The organism is Brevibacillus laterosporus LMG 15441, assembly GCF_000219535.2.
GTDB lineage: Bacteria > Bacillota > Bacilli > Brevibacillales > Brevibacillaceae > Brevibacillus_B > Brevibacillus_B halotolerans.
Genome location: NZ_CP007806.1, coordinates 4172191 through 4191902 on the forward strand (window position 1 = coordinate 4172191; position 19712 = coordinate 4191902).

19 protein-coding genes are annotated in these 19712 nt (G+C 41.6%); 2 read left to right on the forward strand and 17 right to left on the reverse strand.

From position 1 onward, the window contains the following. Positions 1-75: 75 nt before the first annotated feature. Both BRLA_RS18245 and BRLA_RS18250 read right to left on the reverse strand, forming a co-directional pair. Positions 76-1056 carry an ABC transporter permease gene (locus BRLA_RS18245; RefSeq protein ID WP_003338756.1) on the reverse strand — a complete coding sequence of 327 codons (981 nt, stop codon included), beginning with the start codon at positions 1054-1056 and terminating at the stop codon, positions 76-78. After that, positions 1049-1996 (reverse strand): ABC transporter ATP-binding protein, encoded by a 948-nt coding sequence (locus BRLA_RS18250; RefSeq protein WP_003338755.1) that lies wholly within the window; start codon positions 1994-1996, stop codon positions 1049-1051. The genes BRLA_RS18245 and BRLA_RS18250 overlap by 8 nt, the downstream gene beginning before the upstream one ends. A 175-nt stretch (positions 1997-2171) precedes the next feature. Between BRLA_RS18250 and BRLA_RS18255 the strand changes: the two genes are divergently transcribed. Further along, positions 2172-2984, forward strand: coding sequence for a GDSL-type esterase/lipase family protein (locus BRLA_RS18255; RefSeq protein ID WP_003338754.1), 813 nt, complete (start codon positions 2172-2174; stop codon positions 2982-2984). An 84-nt stretch (positions 2985-3068) separates the two neighbouring features. Here the strand turns inward: BRLA_RS18255 and BRLA_RS18260 are convergent, their stop codons facing one another. Beyond that, positions 3069-4292 (reverse strand): MDR family MFS transporter, encoded by a 1224-nt coding sequence (locus tag BRLA_RS18260; RefSeq protein WP_003338753.1) that lies wholly within the window; start codon positions 4290-4292, stop codon positions 3069-3071. 218 nt (positions 4293-4510) lie between these two features. On the opposite strand from BRLA_RS18260, the gene BRLA_RS18265 reads away from it, so the two are divergent. Next, positions 4511-5566 carry a ketoacyl-ACP synthase III gene (locus BRLA_RS18265; protein WP_051876127.1) on the forward strand — a complete coding sequence of 352 codons (1056 nt, stop codon included), beginning with the start codon at positions 4511-4513 and terminating at the stop codon, positions 5564-5566. 43 nt (positions 5567-5609) lie between these two features. Here the strand turns inward: BRLA_RS18265 and BRLA_RS18270 are convergent, their stop codons facing one another. The 14 genes from BRLA_RS18270 to murQ form a co-directional block, all read right to left on the reverse strand. Continuing rightward, complete coding sequence (locus BRLA_RS18270; protein WP_003338751.1) at positions 5610-6305, reverse strand: SdpI family protein; 696 nt, start codon at positions 6303-6305, stop codon at positions 5610-5612. Positions 6306-6367: 62 nt separating this feature from the next. Next, on the reverse strand, positions 6368-7219 hold the full coding sequence (locus tag BRLA_RS18275; RefSeq protein ID WP_003338750.1) for a YtnP family quorum-quenching lactonase: 852 nt from the start codon (positions 7217-7219) through the stop codon (positions 6368-6370). A 252-nt stretch (positions 7220-7471) separates the two neighbouring features. Continuing rightward, the gene (locus BRLA_RS18280; protein ID WP_003340054.1) at positions 7472-7768 is read right to left on the reverse strand and encodes a hypothetical protein; all 297 of its coding nucleotides are present in this window, start codon (positions 7766-7768) and stop codon (positions 7472-7474) included. A 627-nt stretch (positions 7769-8395) separates the two neighbouring features. Continuing rightward, positions 8396-9064 (reverse strand): MgtC/SapB family protein, encoded by a 669-nt coding sequence (locus tag BRLA_RS18285; protein ID WP_003338747.1) that lies wholly within the window; start codon positions 9062-9064, stop codon positions 8396-8398. 121 nt (positions 9065-9185) lie between these two features. Next, positions 9186-10697 (reverse strand): hypothetical protein, encoded by a 1512-nt coding sequence (locus BRLA_RS18290; RefSeq protein ID WP_003338746.1) that lies wholly within the window; start codon positions 10695-10697, stop codon positions 9186-9188. 679 nt (positions 10698-11376) lie between these two features. Then, the gene (locus BRLA_RS18295; RefSeq protein WP_003338745.1) at positions 11377-12288 is read right to left on the reverse strand and encodes a BadF/BadG/BcrA/BcrD ATPase family protein; all 912 of its coding nucleotides are present in this window, start codon (positions 12286-12288) and stop codon (positions 11377-11379) included. 19 nt (positions 12289-12307) lie between these two features. Then, positions 12308-13396: a DUF871 domain-containing protein gene (locus BRLA_RS18300; protein WP_003338744.1), complete on the reverse strand. Its 1089-nt coding sequence runs from the start codon at positions 13394-13396 to the stop codon at positions 12308-12310. A gap of 17 nt (positions 13397-13413) precedes the next feature. Continuing rightward, positions 13414-13761: a PTS lactose/cellobiose transporter subunit IIA gene (locus tag BRLA_RS18305; RefSeq protein WP_003338743.1), complete on the reverse strand. Its 348-nt coding sequence runs from the start codon at positions 13759-13761 to the stop codon at positions 13414-13416. Between the two features lie 37 nt (positions 13762-13798). Then, positions 13799-14953: an anhydro-N-acetylmuramic acid kinase AnmK gene (anmK, locus tag BRLA_RS18310; RefSeq protein WP_003338742.1), complete on the reverse strand. Its 1155-nt coding sequence runs from the start codon at positions 14951-14953 to the stop codon at positions 13799-13801. Between the two features lie 2 nt (positions 14954-14955). Then, positions 14956-16287, reverse strand: coding sequence for a 6-phospho-beta-glucosidase (locus BRLA_RS18315; RefSeq protein WP_003338741.1), 1332 nt, complete (start codon positions 16285-16287; stop codon positions 14956-14958). A gap of 77 nt (positions 16288-16364) precedes the next feature. Then, entirely contained in the window at positions 16365-16652 is a 288-nt protein-coding gene (locus BRLA_RS18320; protein ID WP_051876128.1) for a hypothetical protein, read from the reverse strand. 170 nt (positions 16653-16822) lie between these two features. Then, on the reverse strand, positions 16823-18100 hold the full coding sequence (locus tag BRLA_RS18325) for a PTS sugar transporter subunit IIC (protein ID WP_003338739.1): 1278 nt from the start codon (positions 18098-18100) through the stop codon (positions 16823-16825). 64 nt (positions 18101-18164) lie between these two features. Next, positions 18165-18470: a PTS sugar transporter subunit IIB gene (locus tag BRLA_RS18330; RefSeq protein WP_003338738.1), complete on the reverse strand. Its 306-nt coding sequence runs from the start codon at positions 18468-18470 to the stop codon at positions 18165-18167. 229 nt (positions 18471-18699) lie between these two features. Then, on the reverse strand, positions 18700-19599 hold the full coding sequence (murQ, locus tag BRLA_RS18335) for an N-acetylmuramic acid 6-phosphate etherase (RefSeq protein WP_003338736.1): 900 nt from the start codon (positions 19597-19599) through the stop codon (positions 18700-18702). Positions 19600-19712: the final 113 nt, after the last annotated feature.

Consider the following 19712-nt stretch of genomic DNA (forward strand, 5'->3'; position numbering starts at 1 on the left):
GTCTACCCAAAACAATCAAAAACCCTCTAGCCAAAGATAAAACGATGGTTAGAGGGTTTTTGATTATATCTTACATTACGTAACATCTTGTCTAGTAAACACTACATAGGCAATCACTAAAGAAGCAACTCCCCAAACAGATAATACTCCAAGAGAAAAGGGTAGGCTCATGCCTTTAATAGGTGGCAAGCTCCCCGCTAAATACGTCGTAAGCTGTAAATTTACATTAAACAAGTACTTCGCTTGTTCCCACGTAGAGGCCATTTGAGTTAAAATAGCCCCACTAATAAGAGCAGCCATCATAATCCCCATGCCAGCCGCTGTGCTTCTCACCAAGACAGAGATCATCAACGATATTGTACCTACCACTACACAAACGAACCAGCCTAATCCATATTGCATCAAAATATATTTCCATTGATCTAATACAAATACCTGTGAGGTTTGTAAGACTTCTCCTGTCGCTTTAAAGCCGGTTAAAACGGGCATCGTCCACCCTCCATAACCAAAGACAACTCCTGAGATAAGATACGCTAGTACCAGAGATAACAATAAGGTCAAGGAAGTGAACAAAAGGAGTGTTATATATTTACTCGTTAGGATCTTCCAACGTTTGACTGGCCTTGTCAGCAACAGTTTAATTGTCCCTTCACTAAATTCTGAAGATACGAGATCAACTGCTAAAATCACAATAATCATCGGTAGAAACAGTCCAACAGCTTGATCCATAAATCCACGTGCAAATGTAACGGCCCCTGGCGCTGACGGATCAATATCATGATCTAAATAATACTGTTGCAACTGTAATTGGGTTTTCAGAAAATCCTTCCATTCGGGAGGGATGCGAGTGGAAGCCAATCTATTTTGGGTATCTACTATCTTTTGTTGAAGAATGGTGCGCCAGTCATCGGTACCAATTTGTGCCCGGGCCACCTCTACTGATTGGTATTGCGCATATGTAAACAACGGAATCAAAATAAGCAATATGAGGACGACTACATAGAAGCGTTTGCGTCTGACTAGCTTTAAGCTCTCGTTATATACCAGATCAAGCATGCTTCCCCTCCTCATCTACTGATTCATCTTGGGTTAGTGTAAGGAAAAGGTCTTCCAATGTAACAGCCTTTTCTTCAATGCCAATAACATCTACTCCTGCATGGATAAGGGAACGGTTAACCTCAGCAATTTTGTCCGTTTCCATTCGACACTTCACTCTGCCGTCTGACAAAGCTATAAGTTCATATACATAGGGGCTTGCCTGCATTAACTCAACAGCTTTCGGCAAACTATTGTCTCTAAATTTCCAATTCACCTGATCCGCAAATTGCTCCATTAATTCTTTAACGTGGCCAACTGATATAACTCGTCCCTTATTAATAATGGCTACCCGATCACACATAAGCTCAATCTCACTAAGCATATGACTGGATATAAAGACGCCGATCCTCTCTTCTAGCGCTAAGCGGCGTATGAACTGCCTCAATTCACGAATACCTGCCGGGTCTAATCCGTTGGTAGGTTCATCTAAGATAAGTAAGCGGGGACGATGTAGCAATGCTTGTGCAATTCCTAAACGCTGACGCATACCTAACGAATATGTTTTTACCTGTTCGTGAATCGCTTCCGTCAGCTCCACTTGCTCTACAACTTCACGAATTCTATCAGAGCTTACCTTTTTACTCATTCGGGCAAGCATTTCTAAGTTCTCTTGTCCTGTTAGAAAGGGGTATAATTCAGGGTTCTCCACAATACATCCGACCTGATCAATTGCCTTCAAAAAATGGTTTTGTAAAGAATACCCACCGATTTTTATCTCTCCTCCATCAGGTTTGGTAAGCCCGACCAACATACGAATCGTGGTTGTTTTTCCAGCTCCATTAGGTCCAAGAAAACCAAATACCTCCCCCGCTCGCACATCAAAGGTAATATCATGGATCAGTCGTTTTTTCTTTATTGATTTTTGTAAACGAGCAACAGAAAGAACTGCGTCTGCCACATATCTCCCACCTTTCTCTCTTATATTTATAAGCAGAGGATTTCTTATTCTTTCACAAGGAAAGCTTCCTCATGCTTTTTCTCCCACATGAGCCTCTCTGGTTTGATCACCAATTAGAATGGTACAATAGTAGTAAAGTGTAACAAGAAATACCTGCTCAATAAGGAGGTTCTCTGTGCTTAGCTCTAAAAAACATCCGTTAACGAAATGGCTTCTGCTACTGGCTTGCTTATCTTTTTTTGCTCTATTAGTCGGCTTCTGCTTTGCGTTTACGCCAGTGCATTTAGCTGATAAAAGCACATCTGAGCTTCAGACCCCCAATGAAGACCAAACACCAGAAGCTCCTTCCCCTGCTATCTTGCCCACTACAGGCACATTAAAAGTGGTAGCGCTGGGTGACTCCTTGACACGTGGGTTAGGAGATTCAAGCGGATTAGGCTATATTGGAATTTTGAAGCAAAAGGCTGAAAAGGCGCGCAATCAAAGCATTCAACTAAGCAATCTAGCTATCAGTGGCAGTGAATCAGGAGATGTAGTGAACCAACTGAAACAAACGAATGTTAAGCGCCTGATTTCTGAAGCCAACCTCATATTGTTTACGATTGGGGGGAATGATTTGTTTCGCCAAAGCGGCGGTATATTTGAATTTGATCTTGAAAAACTATTGGACGCTTCAACCCAGCTTACTATCAACTATGAAGCCATTGTAAAACAAATTCGATCTATAAATCCAGAAGCACCCATTTTTTATACTTCTCTCTATAATCCCTTTGGCGATACAGAGTTCAAACAAGAATCAAGTACGCATGTTCAGGAGTGGAATAATGAAGCAACCACTATCTCAGCCCGTTATCCTAACGTGCTGGTGATCCCCTCCTACGACTTATTTTGGAACAAGGAGAAGGCCTATCTATACACGGACCATTTCCATCCGAATCATGCTGGATATGAACGGATAGCCGATCGAATTATGCAGGCAATTAAATAAATAGATTGATGACGATTCTACTTATATACAAAACTGTCGAGGCCTCTTGCTCCCCCGACAGTTTTTTTATTTGTATTCATTTTCCTACCGAGTCATCGTCATAGCTTGACCTGTACGAGCAGTATAGCAGTTGCGTCCCAGAGTGTAGAACAAAATACTGAAAAGCGTGATACAGGAGATAACCGTAAACATAATTGTTCCATTGTATACTCCCAGTATATATCCTCCTAGCACCGGTCCTAAAAATTGTCCTAAGTTATGAAAGCTTTGGGTGCCAAAATAAGTTCCTCGCATCCCCTCAGGTGCTAAATAGTCAATAAAAACGGTGGAAGCAGGGAAGGTTAAAATCTCCCCAATGGTAAAGATACACATGGAAATCATAAAAGTTAGCCAACTCGATGAAAGCCCGAAGCCTAACAACCCCATCGCATACATGATGGTTCCCGTTACAAGACTAAACAACGGGGTCCTTTTTTCGGCCCATCTGGATAAGGGAAGCTGCAAAGCAACCACCACTATGGCATTTAAGCTCATCAGATATGAAAATAGGATGGCTCCGTCAACGAACATTCCCTGAACGAATTGGGATAGGGTTACAGTCATTTGAGAATAGCCCACTGATACCAGAATGCCACCGACAATAAAGTAGCGTAACGCGACATCCTGACGTACCACATTCCAAGCCGAAGCAAATGTAATTTTTTCTTTCTTTTGGCCCTCAATTTGTTTTATGCCAAATTTATGTAACAAATATTGCAGGCTGATGACATAGAGCAAATAGATCATGGCCGTAACAATAAACGGGAGAGCCCCGCCTAGTAATGCTAAATATGCCCCAAGCAAAGGACCCACGGAAACACCAATGTTAATAGCCAGATAACGCATGGAAAAAACTCGAAAGCGTCGCTCTGGTTCTGTTAAATCTGCCATGAGTGCTTGCGATACAGGCTCGTAAAAGGAACGGCAAAATCCCGCCAAAATGTTAAGCAAAATAAAAAAGATTGCGCTTTTTCCAATCGCAAATCCTAAAAAAACAAGCACCCAGGTATACAATGCCCACAGCATAATTCTCCTTCGCCCAAATAAATCAGATAACGTTCCTGCAATAAATCCTCCCACTGTAGATGCCAGAGGACCAGCCCCAATAGTAATTCCAATCATGACCGGACTCAGATCAGTTGTCTTGGATAAATGAATAGCCAAAAATGGCATACTCATAGAACTAGCAGCTCGCACAAAAATCGTACCGATAAGTAAGGAGTGTATTATAGGGTGAAATTCTTGCCAGTATGCTTGTAGTCTGTTCATTTTTTACTCCCCTTTATCTATCTTTATCTCTTTGTGATAAACCAAATTGTAGGAATATTCAATTGAAAAGTCAATGACTGCTCCCTATTCTTCTATATGAAAAATTTGATTAGGATTATCTAAATATGTAAGGGGGATAAACTATTGACTTCCTCTTTTTAGTACCTGATACTAATATCAGATACTAAAAAATTTAAGTAAGAAATGGGGTCATATTGATGTCGGCTTACTCGAATCCTTTTTCCAATTCTCCTTCACCTGATTTTGGGTCGTCTGCTTTGTCGTCTAAAGCCCGTATCACAGCTATAGGGTCTTACGTTCCAGACAAGCGGCTCACTAATTTTGATTTAGAAAAATTAGTAGAGACTAGCGATGAATGGATTGTGAGAAGAACTGGCATGCGAGAGCGACGCATAGCTGAACCCGACCAATTTACAAGCGATCTTTGCCTACGAGCTGTTCAGCATTTGCAGCAAGCATATGATAAAGAACTAGAGGATGTTGATTTCATTCTTGTATGTACGACCACCCCAGACTATCCTTTTCCCAGTGTAGCTAGCCAACTACAGGCTAAGCTATCAATTCGTTTTGCTGGAGCGCTTGATGTAAATGCCACATGTGCTGGTTTTGTCTATGGACTACATCTAGCTAATTCTCTGATAAGCAGTGGTCTGCATAAAAAAATTCTTGTGGTAGCCGGAGAGACATTATCAAAAGTGACTGATTACTCCGACCGTAATACCTGTGTTTTGTTTGGGGATGGCGCTGGTGCAGTACTTGTTGAACGTGATGAACAGAATCCTAGCTTCCTGCATTCCTTTATGAGCAGTCATGGTAATGGCGGGATTCATTTATATCGTTCAGGTCTTTCTAATCAAATGGGAGATGTAGAGCTAATTGGAAAGGGAAATATCTATCAAAATGGTCGGGAATTATATAAGTGGGTAGTCTCTCAATTACCTCAGGGAATGCACCAACTGGTTGCGGCAAGTAATTTCTCATTATTGGATGTAGATTGGTTCGTGCCACACAGCGCTAATTTACGCATGATTGAGTCGATATGCGAAAAAAGCGGATTTCCGTTAGAGCGAACGCTGTACAGTTTGGAATATTTTGGAAATACCTCCTGCGCTACTATCCCGCTTGCTTTAGATATGGCTTTATCAAACGAGCAAATAAAACAAAACGACACAGCTATTCTTTATGGTTTTGGCGGCGGTTTAGTTCAAGCGGCTTCGCTTGTGCGTCTGTCTTTAGATAAACGTCAGGCCTAGGCCTACTTGTAACGAGATGTAAAAAAGCCATCCCCATCGAAGCCTAAGCTTCTAGGGATGGCTTATTCTGTTTTCCTTTTCCACGTCGGAAATATAAGTAGGAGTATATATAGGTAGATAGAATTGTTAGGCATACGGAAGAAACGATTAACAATAAGCCCAACCATCCTGGCAAATACGGACATAACAGATAGACTACACCTGTCAGCATCCAGAATACGGACAGTTTACGATGAGTATGAACCCAAACCTCCTGCTCCGTTTTAGTCCATGACGTACGCATACCCAACGGATGCAAATACGATATCCACGGCAACAAATAGCCATAAACTAACAAAATAATACCTACAATAATCATGCTATACATTTCGAGGCCTATCGGAATAAATAAATTTTGCAATATTAATAAGCAATACATTGTACTAAATAGTACTGCTTGAGCTATTCGTAATAAATCAAAGCAAATCTCCATCTGTCTCGTCTGTCGCTCACGTTGGCGAGAAATCGTAATAAATGCTCGTAACAAAATGGGGGCAACGATATTGACAAGACTAAAAACAAGGAGAAACAGCAGCTTATCCTGATAGTATCCGGTCTCATCCCCTATCCTCATCGCTACTAACAGCTTATCGGGCATTTGGGTGTAAAAACCGATCGCCGCAATAATTGGAGACAAAGTGATCAGCACTAGCATAAAGTCAAGCCAATACCACACTCTTTGCGTACGATGCAATTGCATGTTGTTTCACCGCCATTCTTCCTATTAAAAACCTGCCTCTATTCTTTTAGAGGGGGGAAAAACTAGTGATTATTATGGATGGGTATGGATTGAAGCATCTCACCTTGGTCATTCCATTTCACTGCTCGATACTTGGCATCATGGTAAAAGGTAAACCACGCTTGTTGAGCTATCATTTCCTTCAACCACTTTTCCTTCGCATAGATAGAGGTCATTGGATAATCATCATAGGCCATGACCCATAGCGGGTTCTGATGTGCGTGCGTAGGCATAATATCTGCCATATGGCAAGCCTTCTCACCTTTACTTTCGAACAAAATAATAGCATGTCCATCACTGTGACCACCCGTATGCACCATTTTGATGCCTGGAACAACCTCTTTCTGGTCGGCATACGTGCAAACCTGCTTCTCGATGGGGCGCCAATTGTCCTCCCAATACGTGTTTTTAGACCTGATATTAGGAGATCGCATTTCATTCCATTCAATTTCGTTGATATAAATAGTAGCATTCAAAAATGTGGAATAGAGACTGCCATCCTCTGCCACACTTACTAATCCGTTCGCATGATCATAGTGCATGTGGGTCATTAGGACCAAATCAATGTCTTTACATTGTAACCCGACTTCTTGAAGAGATTCCGACAATTCCGATTCTTCAACCAGTCCAAAGTTACGTTTTTGTTTCTCATTTAAGCGATTTGTCCCCATTCCCGATTCGATCAGTATATTTTTTCCGTGAACTTGTACAAGAATTGGATCAGAACGGAGTGGAATTTGATTCTGTTCATTAGAAGGGTAGCGTTTACTCCACAAAGCCTTTGGGACAACTCCAAACATCGCTCCACCGTCTAACTGGGTCATTCCACCTCTCATCCACGTTAGCTTACAATCACCAATTTGCAGTGTATTCATGCTACTCCTCCTCTAACCCATTTCTCACGCGAAACTCTTATCTCTACGTTACACCAAGACAGCTTTCTGGTAAAGAAAACTTCCTTGATTAGATTGATGGATTTGTGGATAAACCTGAAAAATTTTGTAGTAAGGAAAGCCTGATAAATTAAAATCTATGACACAACCAACAAATTATTCCTAGCTGTTATACATCCACGAAAAGAAAGGCACCCGATGCGGGGTGCCTATGTTACATATAGACTATTGTACCTACTTTTCTTGAAAAACAACTGTTTTTGATAACCCAATTATTTCTACTGCATAATCACTAGATACTGCTTCCATAATAAATTGAAATTCTCCATTTGATCTGCGCAAGATCATTTGTGCTATTTTTTCTGACTTCTTAAACAAACTGATAGCATGGTCATTTTCTGGATAGCCATCCCTCGTTGCTATGAATCGACAACCTGCAGGCAAACAGAATCTCCAACCTTTTACTTGAATATTCTGCTGTTGTGCATGAAGAAAATGACGCTTCCCTAATAATATCATGTGCTCGCCCATTTCCACGCCACCTTCACCCTAAAGGGCTATTAAAGTTATTTTTATTGTGCAATGAAATCGTTAGAAAAGGAAGTGCTTCGACAAAAACTCCAATAAAGCGACAGCATAAGTAAAACACTGTAAATACTTTACATTTACAGCTAAATTTATGAAATAAATGAACAATCACTCCTTACTAGGCTCCTCGAATCTGTTACTTGTAGGAGTGTAAAACCTATCTTATGTATCTACTTCCAAAATTTATGCAAGAGTTTTTTTTATGATCTCCTATACATAATCATCTGGAAGGGGGAATTGTAGGAAAGCTTGTTTTTATTTACTGAAAATTCATTTTTGTTTTTCTTTTTTCTAACCAATTTTTTTCTTTATCGTTCGACATTTTCCTCTCATTTCGAGCATTTTTTCATTATCAATTTTTTGCTATTATATTTTTCCAGCGTCACTTCTACTTACTTCCTCCCGTGACATATCTACCATAGGATTATTGATAACTTTCTCAAAAAATCCAATTATTACGTTTGAGAAAATACGAATAACCAAGTAAACTAAATCATGGATAGTCTGATATCCGCAAGTATTTGCCCGCCCAAAATATGCAGATCGGCGGGCATTTTTTTATTCCTAGGTTTATTTATCCATACGTACAAATGTAACCCCGTTCATATCTTGAATTTCTAGTAGCATGTGATTGCTTTCTGTAGAGAGTTGTGCTTGAATCTGCAAATCAAGCATTGTTTTTGAGTTCTCTTCTTCATCAGGCATTTCCACCTGATAGGTCGTTATTTTCACACCATTATTTGCTAATTTATCAATCACATCCCGTACGTGATTTTGTCCTTGCAAATGAACCACGAGACGCATTGTTTTTGGAAATAGCAATTGCAAGCTACGATCTAGAATTTCCAATCCAATCAATACGAGGATAGTAGCACAAAATCCGATGCCATACATACCTGAACCAATAGCAAGTCCAATACCTGCTGTTGCCCACAAGCCTGCTGCTGTTGTTAAACCACGAATCGATTGTTTTTGCACTAAAATAGTCCCCGCTCCCAAAAAGCCAATTCCACTCACCACATTGGCTGCAATCCGACTTGGGTCTAACTTGACAGAGTCCCCCAAAACATCAAAAAAAGCATATTTAGAAACAATCATGATCAATGAACTGCCCACTGCTACAAGGAAATGCGTACGCAATCCCGCTGCTTTCTGTCTGCTTTTACGCTCAAATCCGATAAGTGCCCCACATAAGCCCCCAACAAATAAACGCAAGAGTAACTCCCATTCCATCGCCATCCCCTCCTCTCTTCTCTATACCCTTATATGTAGTCCGTTAAAACCAGATCAGTGTCATCGAAAAACAGCAAAAAATCTGACTCTCGTGTAGAGAATCAGACGATATGCAGCTATCCTTCCTCTAATTCGGTTCTAAAACATAAGAATATGGCACATGTAAAAAGGAAAGTAAACGATTTTGCCCCTCTTCCTCCTGAACCATTTGAAGAATTTCGCTGATCTCCTTTTGGACAGACTCATACCGAAGTTCGTGTTGCTGCTCTGATTCCGCATTCGTTTCATACTCCATTATCCAACCTGCTACTTGCTTTGCTAAGGGGAAAAGGGCCTTCTGAATTTTCGTATAGCTCATTGATAATTGGTGCTGATTTTGTTCGAAAAGCTGTTCAGAGCGCTGTTCCAAATATCCACGAATCTCCGCCAAGCGAGACAGTAATTCTCTTACTTTCCATAGTTGCTTATGCTGCTCTCGTTGCTTTGAATCTAGAAGTGGGAACGGATCGCTGGATAGTAGGGCTTGTAAGTCTGGCCACGGCTTTTTCTGAAGTGATTCCTCCAGCTTTTTCATGCAATACGCATCAGCAGGAAGCAGTTCTACCGTTTCTCTGAAGGCAGGTAAGGTATTTCGCGCATAGCTTTTCACTCCCCAATCGCTATGAGCTTGCAGGGCTTTCACAAAAGAAAAACAATGTGGATCTACTAATTCCAGTTCTCGCTCGCTTACCTCATGAGTAGACAAAATTGTTTGTTTGACCGTGTTATCTGGTATCTGAGAATGTCCTTCCCCCAATTGCATTCCCCTCTTCACATAAGTCCGCAATGTATCACCTGTCAAAGAGGAATCCTCATTTCCTTGATAAAGCTGGATACGGAAGGCGGCAAATTCTTCAAAGCCCTGTAGATTCCCGTATCCATCATCAATAACATGCAAATCTGCCTGTACTTCCATTAGCTCACTTAGTACCTGCTCTTCTAATGCGTAGATACATCCCTCGATGTGAGTCCAATAGCTTCTGCATTCCGCCTCTGAACCCAATACCCTTTGATAGACATCATGAAATAAGAGGATATGAGCAATTTCATGAAAATAATTTTGAAACGGAAACTTGAGATTTTCCCCCCGGAGATAGGAGCCTGCATTCTGATAGATTTTCCCGTGCTCAGGACGAAACAGTGTAGGTAAGGTGGAATCCACATCTAAAAAGAGTTCAATGCCCGCATTATAGCTGTTAGCCCATATAGCAAGGTAAGTTGGACTTAGCAGGAGGGCTATAGAATGGTTGGTAATTTGTACAGGTAGATTAAAGTGAAGACCATTCGTCTCTTCCTGCAAGGATAACCACGTCATCCCTACTGCCAAAGCCTGATACAACGCAAATTCACCCTGTGCAACCGAATGTCTCGCATAAAGCTGTAACTGTCTAAGGCAATTCGTGACACCTTCTGCTTCATATGTATATTGTTGTTGAAACTGTTCAAGGCCCTCTACAAAATCCTCGTGTTCAATCGTCAAAAATACATTAATTCCATCTACCCAGAAGTCCGATCCTATTTTCGACTCCAACCATTCATCCGTCTGATGTGCTAGCTTACGTAATTCCTCATAACGCTGTAGCATGTGAGGGGAATTCATTTTATCCTATCCCTTCTTCAATTTGATAGAAATGCTTTCGTCCGATAACAAAACAAGAGCACGCGTCAAAACCATACGTGCTCTTGCCTTACACATTAAAGCTTACAAACTCCGGTAATAATTGGATGTGCCATCCCTTTAAGTTCATCTACTTTTTCATTGTTGACCGTAATTTTAACAACTTTTTTCACAGCAAAACCCTCCTTTACGTTGAAAGTTCATTTTACTTTAAAAAAAGTACTACTTTACAAGCAAACATCAACAACTACACGCCACATTAACTCTTTCATTTGCTTTACATTCTTGTTATCCGAGAGTTCTACTTTTACTACTTTTTTCATTATTTCATCCTCCTTATAACCAGATTTATATGATAGGAGTGATAACTATCAATACATATATTATGATAGATAATTCTGAACATTTCAATAATATTACATTTTTTTTATATTATACTAGCTTTGGCAGACGAATTACATCCAGTAACATATATAGAGACGAAGGTATGGAAATGTTTCGAGAACAGCTATTACATACAAATAAGCATGGAAATAGGCCAATGAAAATAAAAACGGAGCGATAGAAGGACAAATTCCTGTCTACTACTCCGGCTTATCATGCTTTTTACTTGCGTTTTTGTCTGTATGTTGCCTTACCCGGCAGTTTTGCTCCTCATGCTCTACCGTTTTTGTTCATTCATCGCTTGCAGGGCCAAATAATAAGCCCCTTTTGAAGAACAAGTCTCGTCTATAACAAATACGGGGTCTGGTATCGCATTTTTTACCTCTTCGTAAAACGCCTCTTGCACAAGCGCAATTTTGGTCAAGACACTGCCCTTTAAAGCAATGGAAACAGGTGATTCAAACCTGAATTTATGGTACAAACGGATCGTTATTTGAGCCAGATGCTCTCCCGCCCTTTGTAGAATTCGTTGAGCATTTGGTTCACCAGCTTCCGCTTCTTTCACAACTAAGGGGGTTAGGGCTGCTATTTTATCCTTTGAAGAAGAATAGACAAAGTCTTTGATCTGTGCTGTCTTTTGGATTTTCAAATATTCGACTAGCCTCTGGCCTAATGAGCTGGATTCAAATCCACACTCTTCCTCTAGGATTAATTGACGCAGAGCTTCGATTCCAATCCAATATCCACTACCTTCGTCACCTAGTAGATGCCCCCATCCTCCCGTCATTAAGCTTTGACCTTGATGTACTCCAAGCGCTACCGCTCCCGTACCTGCGATGGTCAAAATGCCATCTTGCCCTTGCAAGCATGCCGCATGAGCAATTCGAGCGTCATTTGTGATCATGAGAGGTATTCCAAAACGCTCTTGTAGACTCGTTTCCACTGCTTCTCGATGTGTTCCGCTCTGAATACCGGCTAGCCCCAAAAATAAATAGGCACATTCACAATCGTCTACGATTGCACTCTGACATTGTTCAATGGCTTTTATGATATGTGCGATAGCTGTCTCTCTATGCACTAGAACATTACCATATCCGCTTTCTGCCCTAGCAAGCTCTGCTCCTTGAAAATTGTAGGCTACCGCTATTGTTTTCGTTCCCCCGCCATCAACTCCAATGATATAGGCCACTTTTCTTCACTCACCTTACTTACGCTTTTTCAACAAACGCAAATTTTCCCCATGGCTGTAATTGATCCAATAAGAAAATTTCTTCTTCCGCAATACGACCAACCACATTGGTCTTCCCTGAATTCTCCATATCCTGCAAAGCTAGTTGCAATTCTCCTTTGTACTGCCCATATAGATTGTTTTCAATTAAAATATCTCCACGGCGGATATGCGGTGTATTGGATGGTGGAAAATCCTCCTGCTTGTATTTCACGCGAGATTGTGTGGAACGAATTAGGTAATCGGACACGTCCCCGCGATAGAAATGTGGCTCTTCTACTACAATCTTTTTCTCAAGAGGCGTAATGCTGTCATGCAACTGGACCCTAAATGTTAATTTATGAGGATTCACTTCGCTTACTTCCCGTAGCTCTGATTCTGATGCATAAGCATTTGCGATAATGATATCGTCAATCAGTCCCATTGAATACAGGTGCTTTACCTGTGTAGCGATAGGAAGCGTACGGTGCATTTCCAGTGAGCAAAGCCCCTCAGTGACTGGCCATGGACCAAATGTAGCTGCCATCGAAGTAACAAACGCTGCTGTTCGAATTCCTTTTTCTTTAAATTGGCGGCTACAAGCTTCAAAATGCTCCAATGACAAGCCTGAATAGCGATGCGGATAAAAATTATGTGAACCAAGTATATGATCTACTTGAGGCTGGTACGTCATAATATTGTCAATATACTTTGTTCCGCTGCTCATATTTAATTCAATTTTTAACCCATACGGATTATAGGTCATCATCGCTTCCTCATGACCGGTAAATCCCATATCAAGACGAATGCCATAAGCCCCTAGACGATGAAAAAAAGATAGATCATCATAGGAAATGCCCAATTTACCAAAAACACGCGGTGCTATATCCACGATGACTTGCATACCTAGGCTATTGGCGAAATCAATGGTTTCTCTAAATTCCTGCACAATTGTCTCAGCATCCCCTTCAACAGACAATAGGCAAGTAAAAATCCGTGTAAAGCCATATTGATGCGCTAATGCAATATACGCTTTGTCCTTCTCGACTGTACTATGCTCCGGGTAAATAGAGATACCTAGCTGATGCATATCAAACCCTCCTTTGTCTATTTTGAGGTTTCTGCTTTTACTTTTTGTAAAATACGAATCATATGCTCAATCAGCTTTTGCTCACTCATTGAGGTCATAAGATGGTCTTGTGCATGAATCATTAGCAGTGTTTTCTCCGCAGGTGTGCCGTTTAGTTCAGCTTGAATTAAATCCGTTTGTGTGTGGTGAGCAAGTGTTAATTCTTCCTGCGCCTGCTTCATAAGCTCAGCAGCTTTTTCAAAGTTATACTCTTCGGCTGCTGACAAGGCTTCAAAAGCAAGACCACGAGCATTTCCACTATGGACAATAATTTCAAAAATGACCGTTTCATTGTTATTGACTTCGTTGTTCGTTTCGTTTTGCATGCTGATCCACTCCCATTCATATCATGATTCCTCTTCTTTACACACCTCTAGGAGGATACGTTACATTCCCCAAAATAACAGGCTCCCGAGCTCCTGTAGCAGTTGGCACATTACTTGGCAGACGGTGCAACGTTTCATGGGCCAATAAAGCAAATGCAACTGCTTCCTTAGCTTCGGACGACAATCCGACATCTTCCTGTGTGATAACCCTGCATGTATTCCCCAACTGTTGCTGTAGCATAGAGAGTAGCGTCTTGTTATAGCTACCGCCACCCCCAATGATCACCTCATCCACCTGCAATGTGGGAAAAATATAATTTTTGCAATGATAAGCAATCGAGCTAGCTGTAAACATCGTCATGGTAGCAAGTAAATCGTATGGGGATAGATGAGTATTTTCACGTATGATTTTCTCAACAAACTGCTTACCAAATAGCTCCCTACCCGTGGATTTAGGCGGTTGTAGCTGCATATATTCGATACTCATGCATTGTGTAAGCAAAGCCTCATCTACTACTCCTTGAGCCGCCCATTTTCCATCCTGATCATAAGCTGTATCGAATAGAACTCTACACAGCTCGTCGATTATCATGTTACCAGGACCTGTATCAAAGGCATACACATCCTGTAACTGAGCTGCCTTAGGAATGACGGTTACATTGCCGATCCCACCAATGTTTTGCAACAGCCGTGACTTTTCCTGTTCTCGGTACATGATCAGCTCGGTGTAGGGGACCAGAGGAGCTCCCTGTCCTCCTGCAGCCATGTCCATGGTGCGAAAATTGGAAATGACAGTTGTGTTGGTACGATAGGCAATTACTGCAGGCTCCCCGATCTGCAAAGTGGATGCGACATACGCTCCCTCTGACTGAGGCTGATGATAAATCGTTTGACCATGAGAACCAATGACAGAAATATTGGCAAAATCAAGCTGATTTTGTTTACAAATGGCTTCTACAGCGTCAGCAAATAATTCTCCGAGTTTAAAGTTCAGGCTACAAATGACCTGTACGTTCGAGCGTTCAAGTGACAAGCTGTCCATAATTTCGTCGCGCACAGACTGAGGAAATGGAAGCGTCATAAAATCAAGTAACTTAACCTGTGAATCATAGCCCGTTCCCTGAATATCGACCAGTGCTACATCAATGCCATCCAAAGAGGTACCTGACATAAGTCCGATTACATAAGCCATAATTAAGCTTGCTCCTCTTTAAAAAATTGAGGCAGATAATCACGATGTGCCTCTAACAAATCATCCAACACAGCCTTAGCTTTTTCATCACTTGGCACTAAAGGATTAATCGTCAATGCCAGCAAGGCTTTCTCATAAGAACCAGTCACCGCCGCCTCTGCACCTACCCGCTCAAACGATTTGATCTGTTGAACAAGTCCATTAATAGCTGTAGGTAACTCGCCTACTGTGATTGGTTTTGGCCCTTCCTTCGTAACCATGCAATTTACTTCGATTGCTGAATCATGAGGAATCCCCTGAATGGTTCCATTGTTTCTAACATTTAAAGTCTGAATATCATTTGTTCCATTATACAGAGAGGAGATAAGACTACATGCGGCATCACTATAATACGCACCGCCGCGTTTTTCTAACTGTGGAGGTTTGATTTGTAGCTGTTCATCTCGGTATAGTTCAAAGAGATCGTCTTCCAATCGTTTTACCACCTCTGCTCGCGTGGTTCCTGATTCGAATGCTTTTAATTCCTCAGCTAAAATATCCTGTGTCTTATAGTAGTACCGATGATATGGGCATGGGATTACGCCTAATGCTTGCAGGAAAGTTGGCTCCCAAGGCATTGGAGCGATATTGCGCATAGATAATTGTTTCTCTGGGTCAGCCAGCATGTGCAGGACCTGCTTGGTTACATCCTCCCCATCAACTGTAGCGCGAAGTCCATATACAAGATGGTTAAGTCCGGCAAAATCAATGTGAAGTCGTCCTACATCAATATCAAGCATCTTTGCTATCGTCATCTTTGTGGTAATCGGTACGTTACAAATACCAATGACCTTAGAATGCTTACCATAACGCAATAGCGCTTCGGTTACCATGCCAGCCGGATTGGTAAAGTTAATCAGCCATGCATTCGGGCATAGCTCTTGCATATCCTCGGCAATTTGCAGCAGGACAGGTATCGTACGCAGTCCCTTAAATAATCCACCTGCTCCATTGGTTTCCTGACCAATCATTCCATGCATTAATGGAATCCGTTCATCCTTAATCCGCGCTTCCAATAATCCAACCCGCATTTGTGTCGTAACAAAATCGGCGTCCCGTAAAGCCTCCCTGCGATCCAATGTTAGATGAATCTCCATCGGTACACCCGCTTTTTTGACCATACGTTTAGCTAATTCACCAACAATGTGTAGCTTCTCTCGCCCTTCCTCGATATCTACCAGCCATAATTCACGGATTGGCATCTCATTGTATCTCTTAAGAAATCCTTCCACCAGCTCCGGAGTATAGCTAGAGCCTCCTCCGATCGTTACAATCTTAATCCCTTTTTTACTCATCTTGCTTTCTCCTCTCTGTCCCATTTCTCCTATACTTGTCCGCAGATTTCTAGTCTTTTGAGGAAATAATGGCAAGCTTAGTACAAGTACACGAGATAATAACTAGCCGCCGTACAAACCACTAATGAACCGATAATAAATGTGATAGCCTGCATATGATTTTTATATTTGCCTTCAAAGTAAAGCATAACGATACTGACGCCTGCGCCTCCAGCCAAGCTATTTACTAGAAATAGACTCGCTTGCTGGGATAGTCCCAACCACATCAGAAACGGGGTAAGCAGCAAATTTAAGCCCACCAAAAACGTAAAAAAGAAAAAAGCGCTTTTCCAACGAAATTTAATAAGCTTGTTGCTCTCCTCCATTGTCCATTCCTCCCCTCTATGCAAAACAACACTATCAGATAACAAGAACGTAATGTGAGTAGAATGCTACTCATCTACCATGTATGCTTCTCCAACAAAAGAGACGTGGACAAAGAATGCCATAAGCTCCCTTTGCTCCACGTCCCCCCTTTCTTTATCTTACATCATGTTTACATTGTCGCTGTTTCCTCAGCTTCTCTTTCTTGGTCCACTACTTTTTTGTCATACATTTTAAAGAATGGAATGTAGATCAGGAAGGAAATCAGGATATTGATTACGACCAGAATAATGGCTCTCCAATCCCCGCCCGTAGCCAGATACGCTCCAATCGGTGCTGGCAGTGTCCACGGTACCATAATGTAAGTCGGATTCACCAAGCCAAGCACAGTGGCATAATACGACAAGGAAGCCGTAATAACAGGAACGATAACGAAAGGTATAATCAGCACTGGATTTAACACAATCGGCATCCCGAAAATCACGGGTTCATTAATATTGAAGATCCCCGGTACAATGACAGTTTTTCCTAATGTCTTGTGATAGTTTGATTTGGCAAATAACAGCATACATAGGACAAGACCAAGTGTCGCACCTGATCCTCCAACCCAAACATACCATTGAAAGAATGTTTCAGGTGCCACATGCGGAATCGCTTGACCAGCGGCTACTGCCTCCGCATTTTTAGCCAAATACACTTCCCATAGTGGACGAGCAATCGTACCTACAATGGAAACCCCATGGATACCAAATGCCCAGAAGAACGTAATTAAAATAACCGGAATTAGTATACCAGGCAAGCTATCTCCTGCTTTTACTAACGGTGCAATAATTTTATCAACAAGTCCATGTAAATCAATTTTAAAGACAACCGTAATGATTGTCATGATCAGAAGCACGATTGCTACCGGGATCAATGCTTCAAAAGAACGTAGCAGGGAAGGCGGCACCTGATCTGGAAGCTTGATCATCAAATTGCGCTGTTTACAGAAGCGCAATACCTCTACAGCAAAAATAGAAGCAAGCATCGCTACGAACAAGCCGTGTCCACCTAGATTGGTCATTGGAAGAACAAAGCCTGCTCCATCCATCACTTTAGGTGCAATCGTCATGAGAAATGCCATGATTGCTAATTGTGAACCTGCCAAAGGATCAAGATTATAGCTCTTCGCCAGATTATGCCCTATCCCAAAGGAAATGTAGAGTGACATGATAAACATCGTCATACGGTATGGAATAAGAATTTGACCCGCATTTTCCTTTGCCCACATTGTGATTGCCCAATCTTGTGGCAACGGTGGGAAAGCAATAATTAAGAAGAAACTTCCTACGATAATAAACGGTAAAGCGGAGATAACCCCGTCACGGATTGCACGTAAATGTCGTTGTTCAGCGATACGAGCAATAGGACCTGACAAGTGTTTATCTAAAAATTGTACAAAAGCGTCCATTGTCTTACTTCCCCCTTTACGCCCTGCGGACATCCTCTTTACAAGAAATGTTCTAGGTGTCTGATTACTTTGCTACTTCCTGTACTTTTTTAAATAAGGTTGCTCCACCAAGTGGTGTGTAGCCCTGAGGTGGAATCAGTTCGCACGGCACTCCTGCTGCATCCGCTTCTTGTTTTAACTGTTCAAAACGATGACGTACCTGAGGAGCTACCATGGCTACATTCCAGCCATTTTTCACTTCCTCAGCAAATTCTTGTGTACTAACAGCCTTCACTTCCATTTCGACCCCATGCTTATCTGCTTCTTTTTTAAGAGCGTTTACCACAATAGCACTGGACATCCCTGCGGAACATACGAATAATACCTTCATTACGATTCCTCCTTTTGCATGTATGAAAGTTTTTTGTAACCTTTACTAAAATAAAGCACTAGCTTTCAAGAGCGGGGGAAGCCCTTGGACATCAGCAGGTAGGTTTTATACAAGCATGATGAACGAAATGCTTTTCGATACCTGCTTTATACCTGCCTTTAGTGTTACACCCCACTATGCATGTTGTCGAATCTATTTGTTTATAATGGTTGTATTTTTACTTGCGACACTATTCTGATGATTGTTGGAGGGCGTGCTGAACAAATCCTTCATACTTTTGCAAACGCTCCAGCGCCTCTTCATATTCACATGCAGCTAATATCATCACGATTGCTGCTTTTACATTCTTGTTAGCCTTTTCATAGAATTCAGTAGCTTGCTCGTAGCTAACCTCTGTTGCTTGCATAATAATTCGCTTGGAACGCTCCACTAGCTTTAGATTAGTTGGCTGAACATCTACCATCAGGTTTTTATACACTTTGCCAACGCCAATCATCGAGCAGGTGGAGATCATATTTAATACTAGCTTCTGTGCTGTTCCCGCCTTTAATCGAGTGGAGCCCGTCAAAATTTCAGGACCTGGAACTACCTCGATAGCCACATGAGCAAATCGACTAATCTCCGCACCCTTATTACAAGCAAGGCTGGCTGTGCTGGCTCCTACACTGCTCGCATACTGGAGAGCGCCGATAACATAAGGTGTACGTCCGCTGGCTGCAATCCCGATAACGGTGTCTTTGTCTGTTAATCCAATGGCTTGCAGGTCACTTTTAGCAAACTCAGCATTATCCTCGGCACCTTCCACCGCAACGACAAAAGCCTCTTTTCCCCCAGCAATCAATCCTTGTACCATCTCAAAATCAGTACCAAAAGTAGGAGGGCATTCCACTGCATCCAGGATTCCTAATCGTCCACTGGTACCGGCTCCTATATAAATAAGTCTTCCGTCTTGTTTAAAAGAGCGAATCACTAGCTGAATGGCTCTTTCAATCTGCTCCAGCTCAGCAGCAATGGCACGTGGTACCTTTTGATCTTCCTCATTCATGATTTGCAACACGTTTAGGATCGTCATCTGGTCCAAATTCATCGTTCTATCATTACGTGTCTCTGTTACCAATTTCTCCAGCATGCGCTCACCTTCTGCTCCTATTTTGTTTCCGCTTTCATTTTACCACTTTGAAATAAAACGTCAATTATTTTATTTATTTTATGAATCAAAATTTCAATGCACAATAAAAAAAT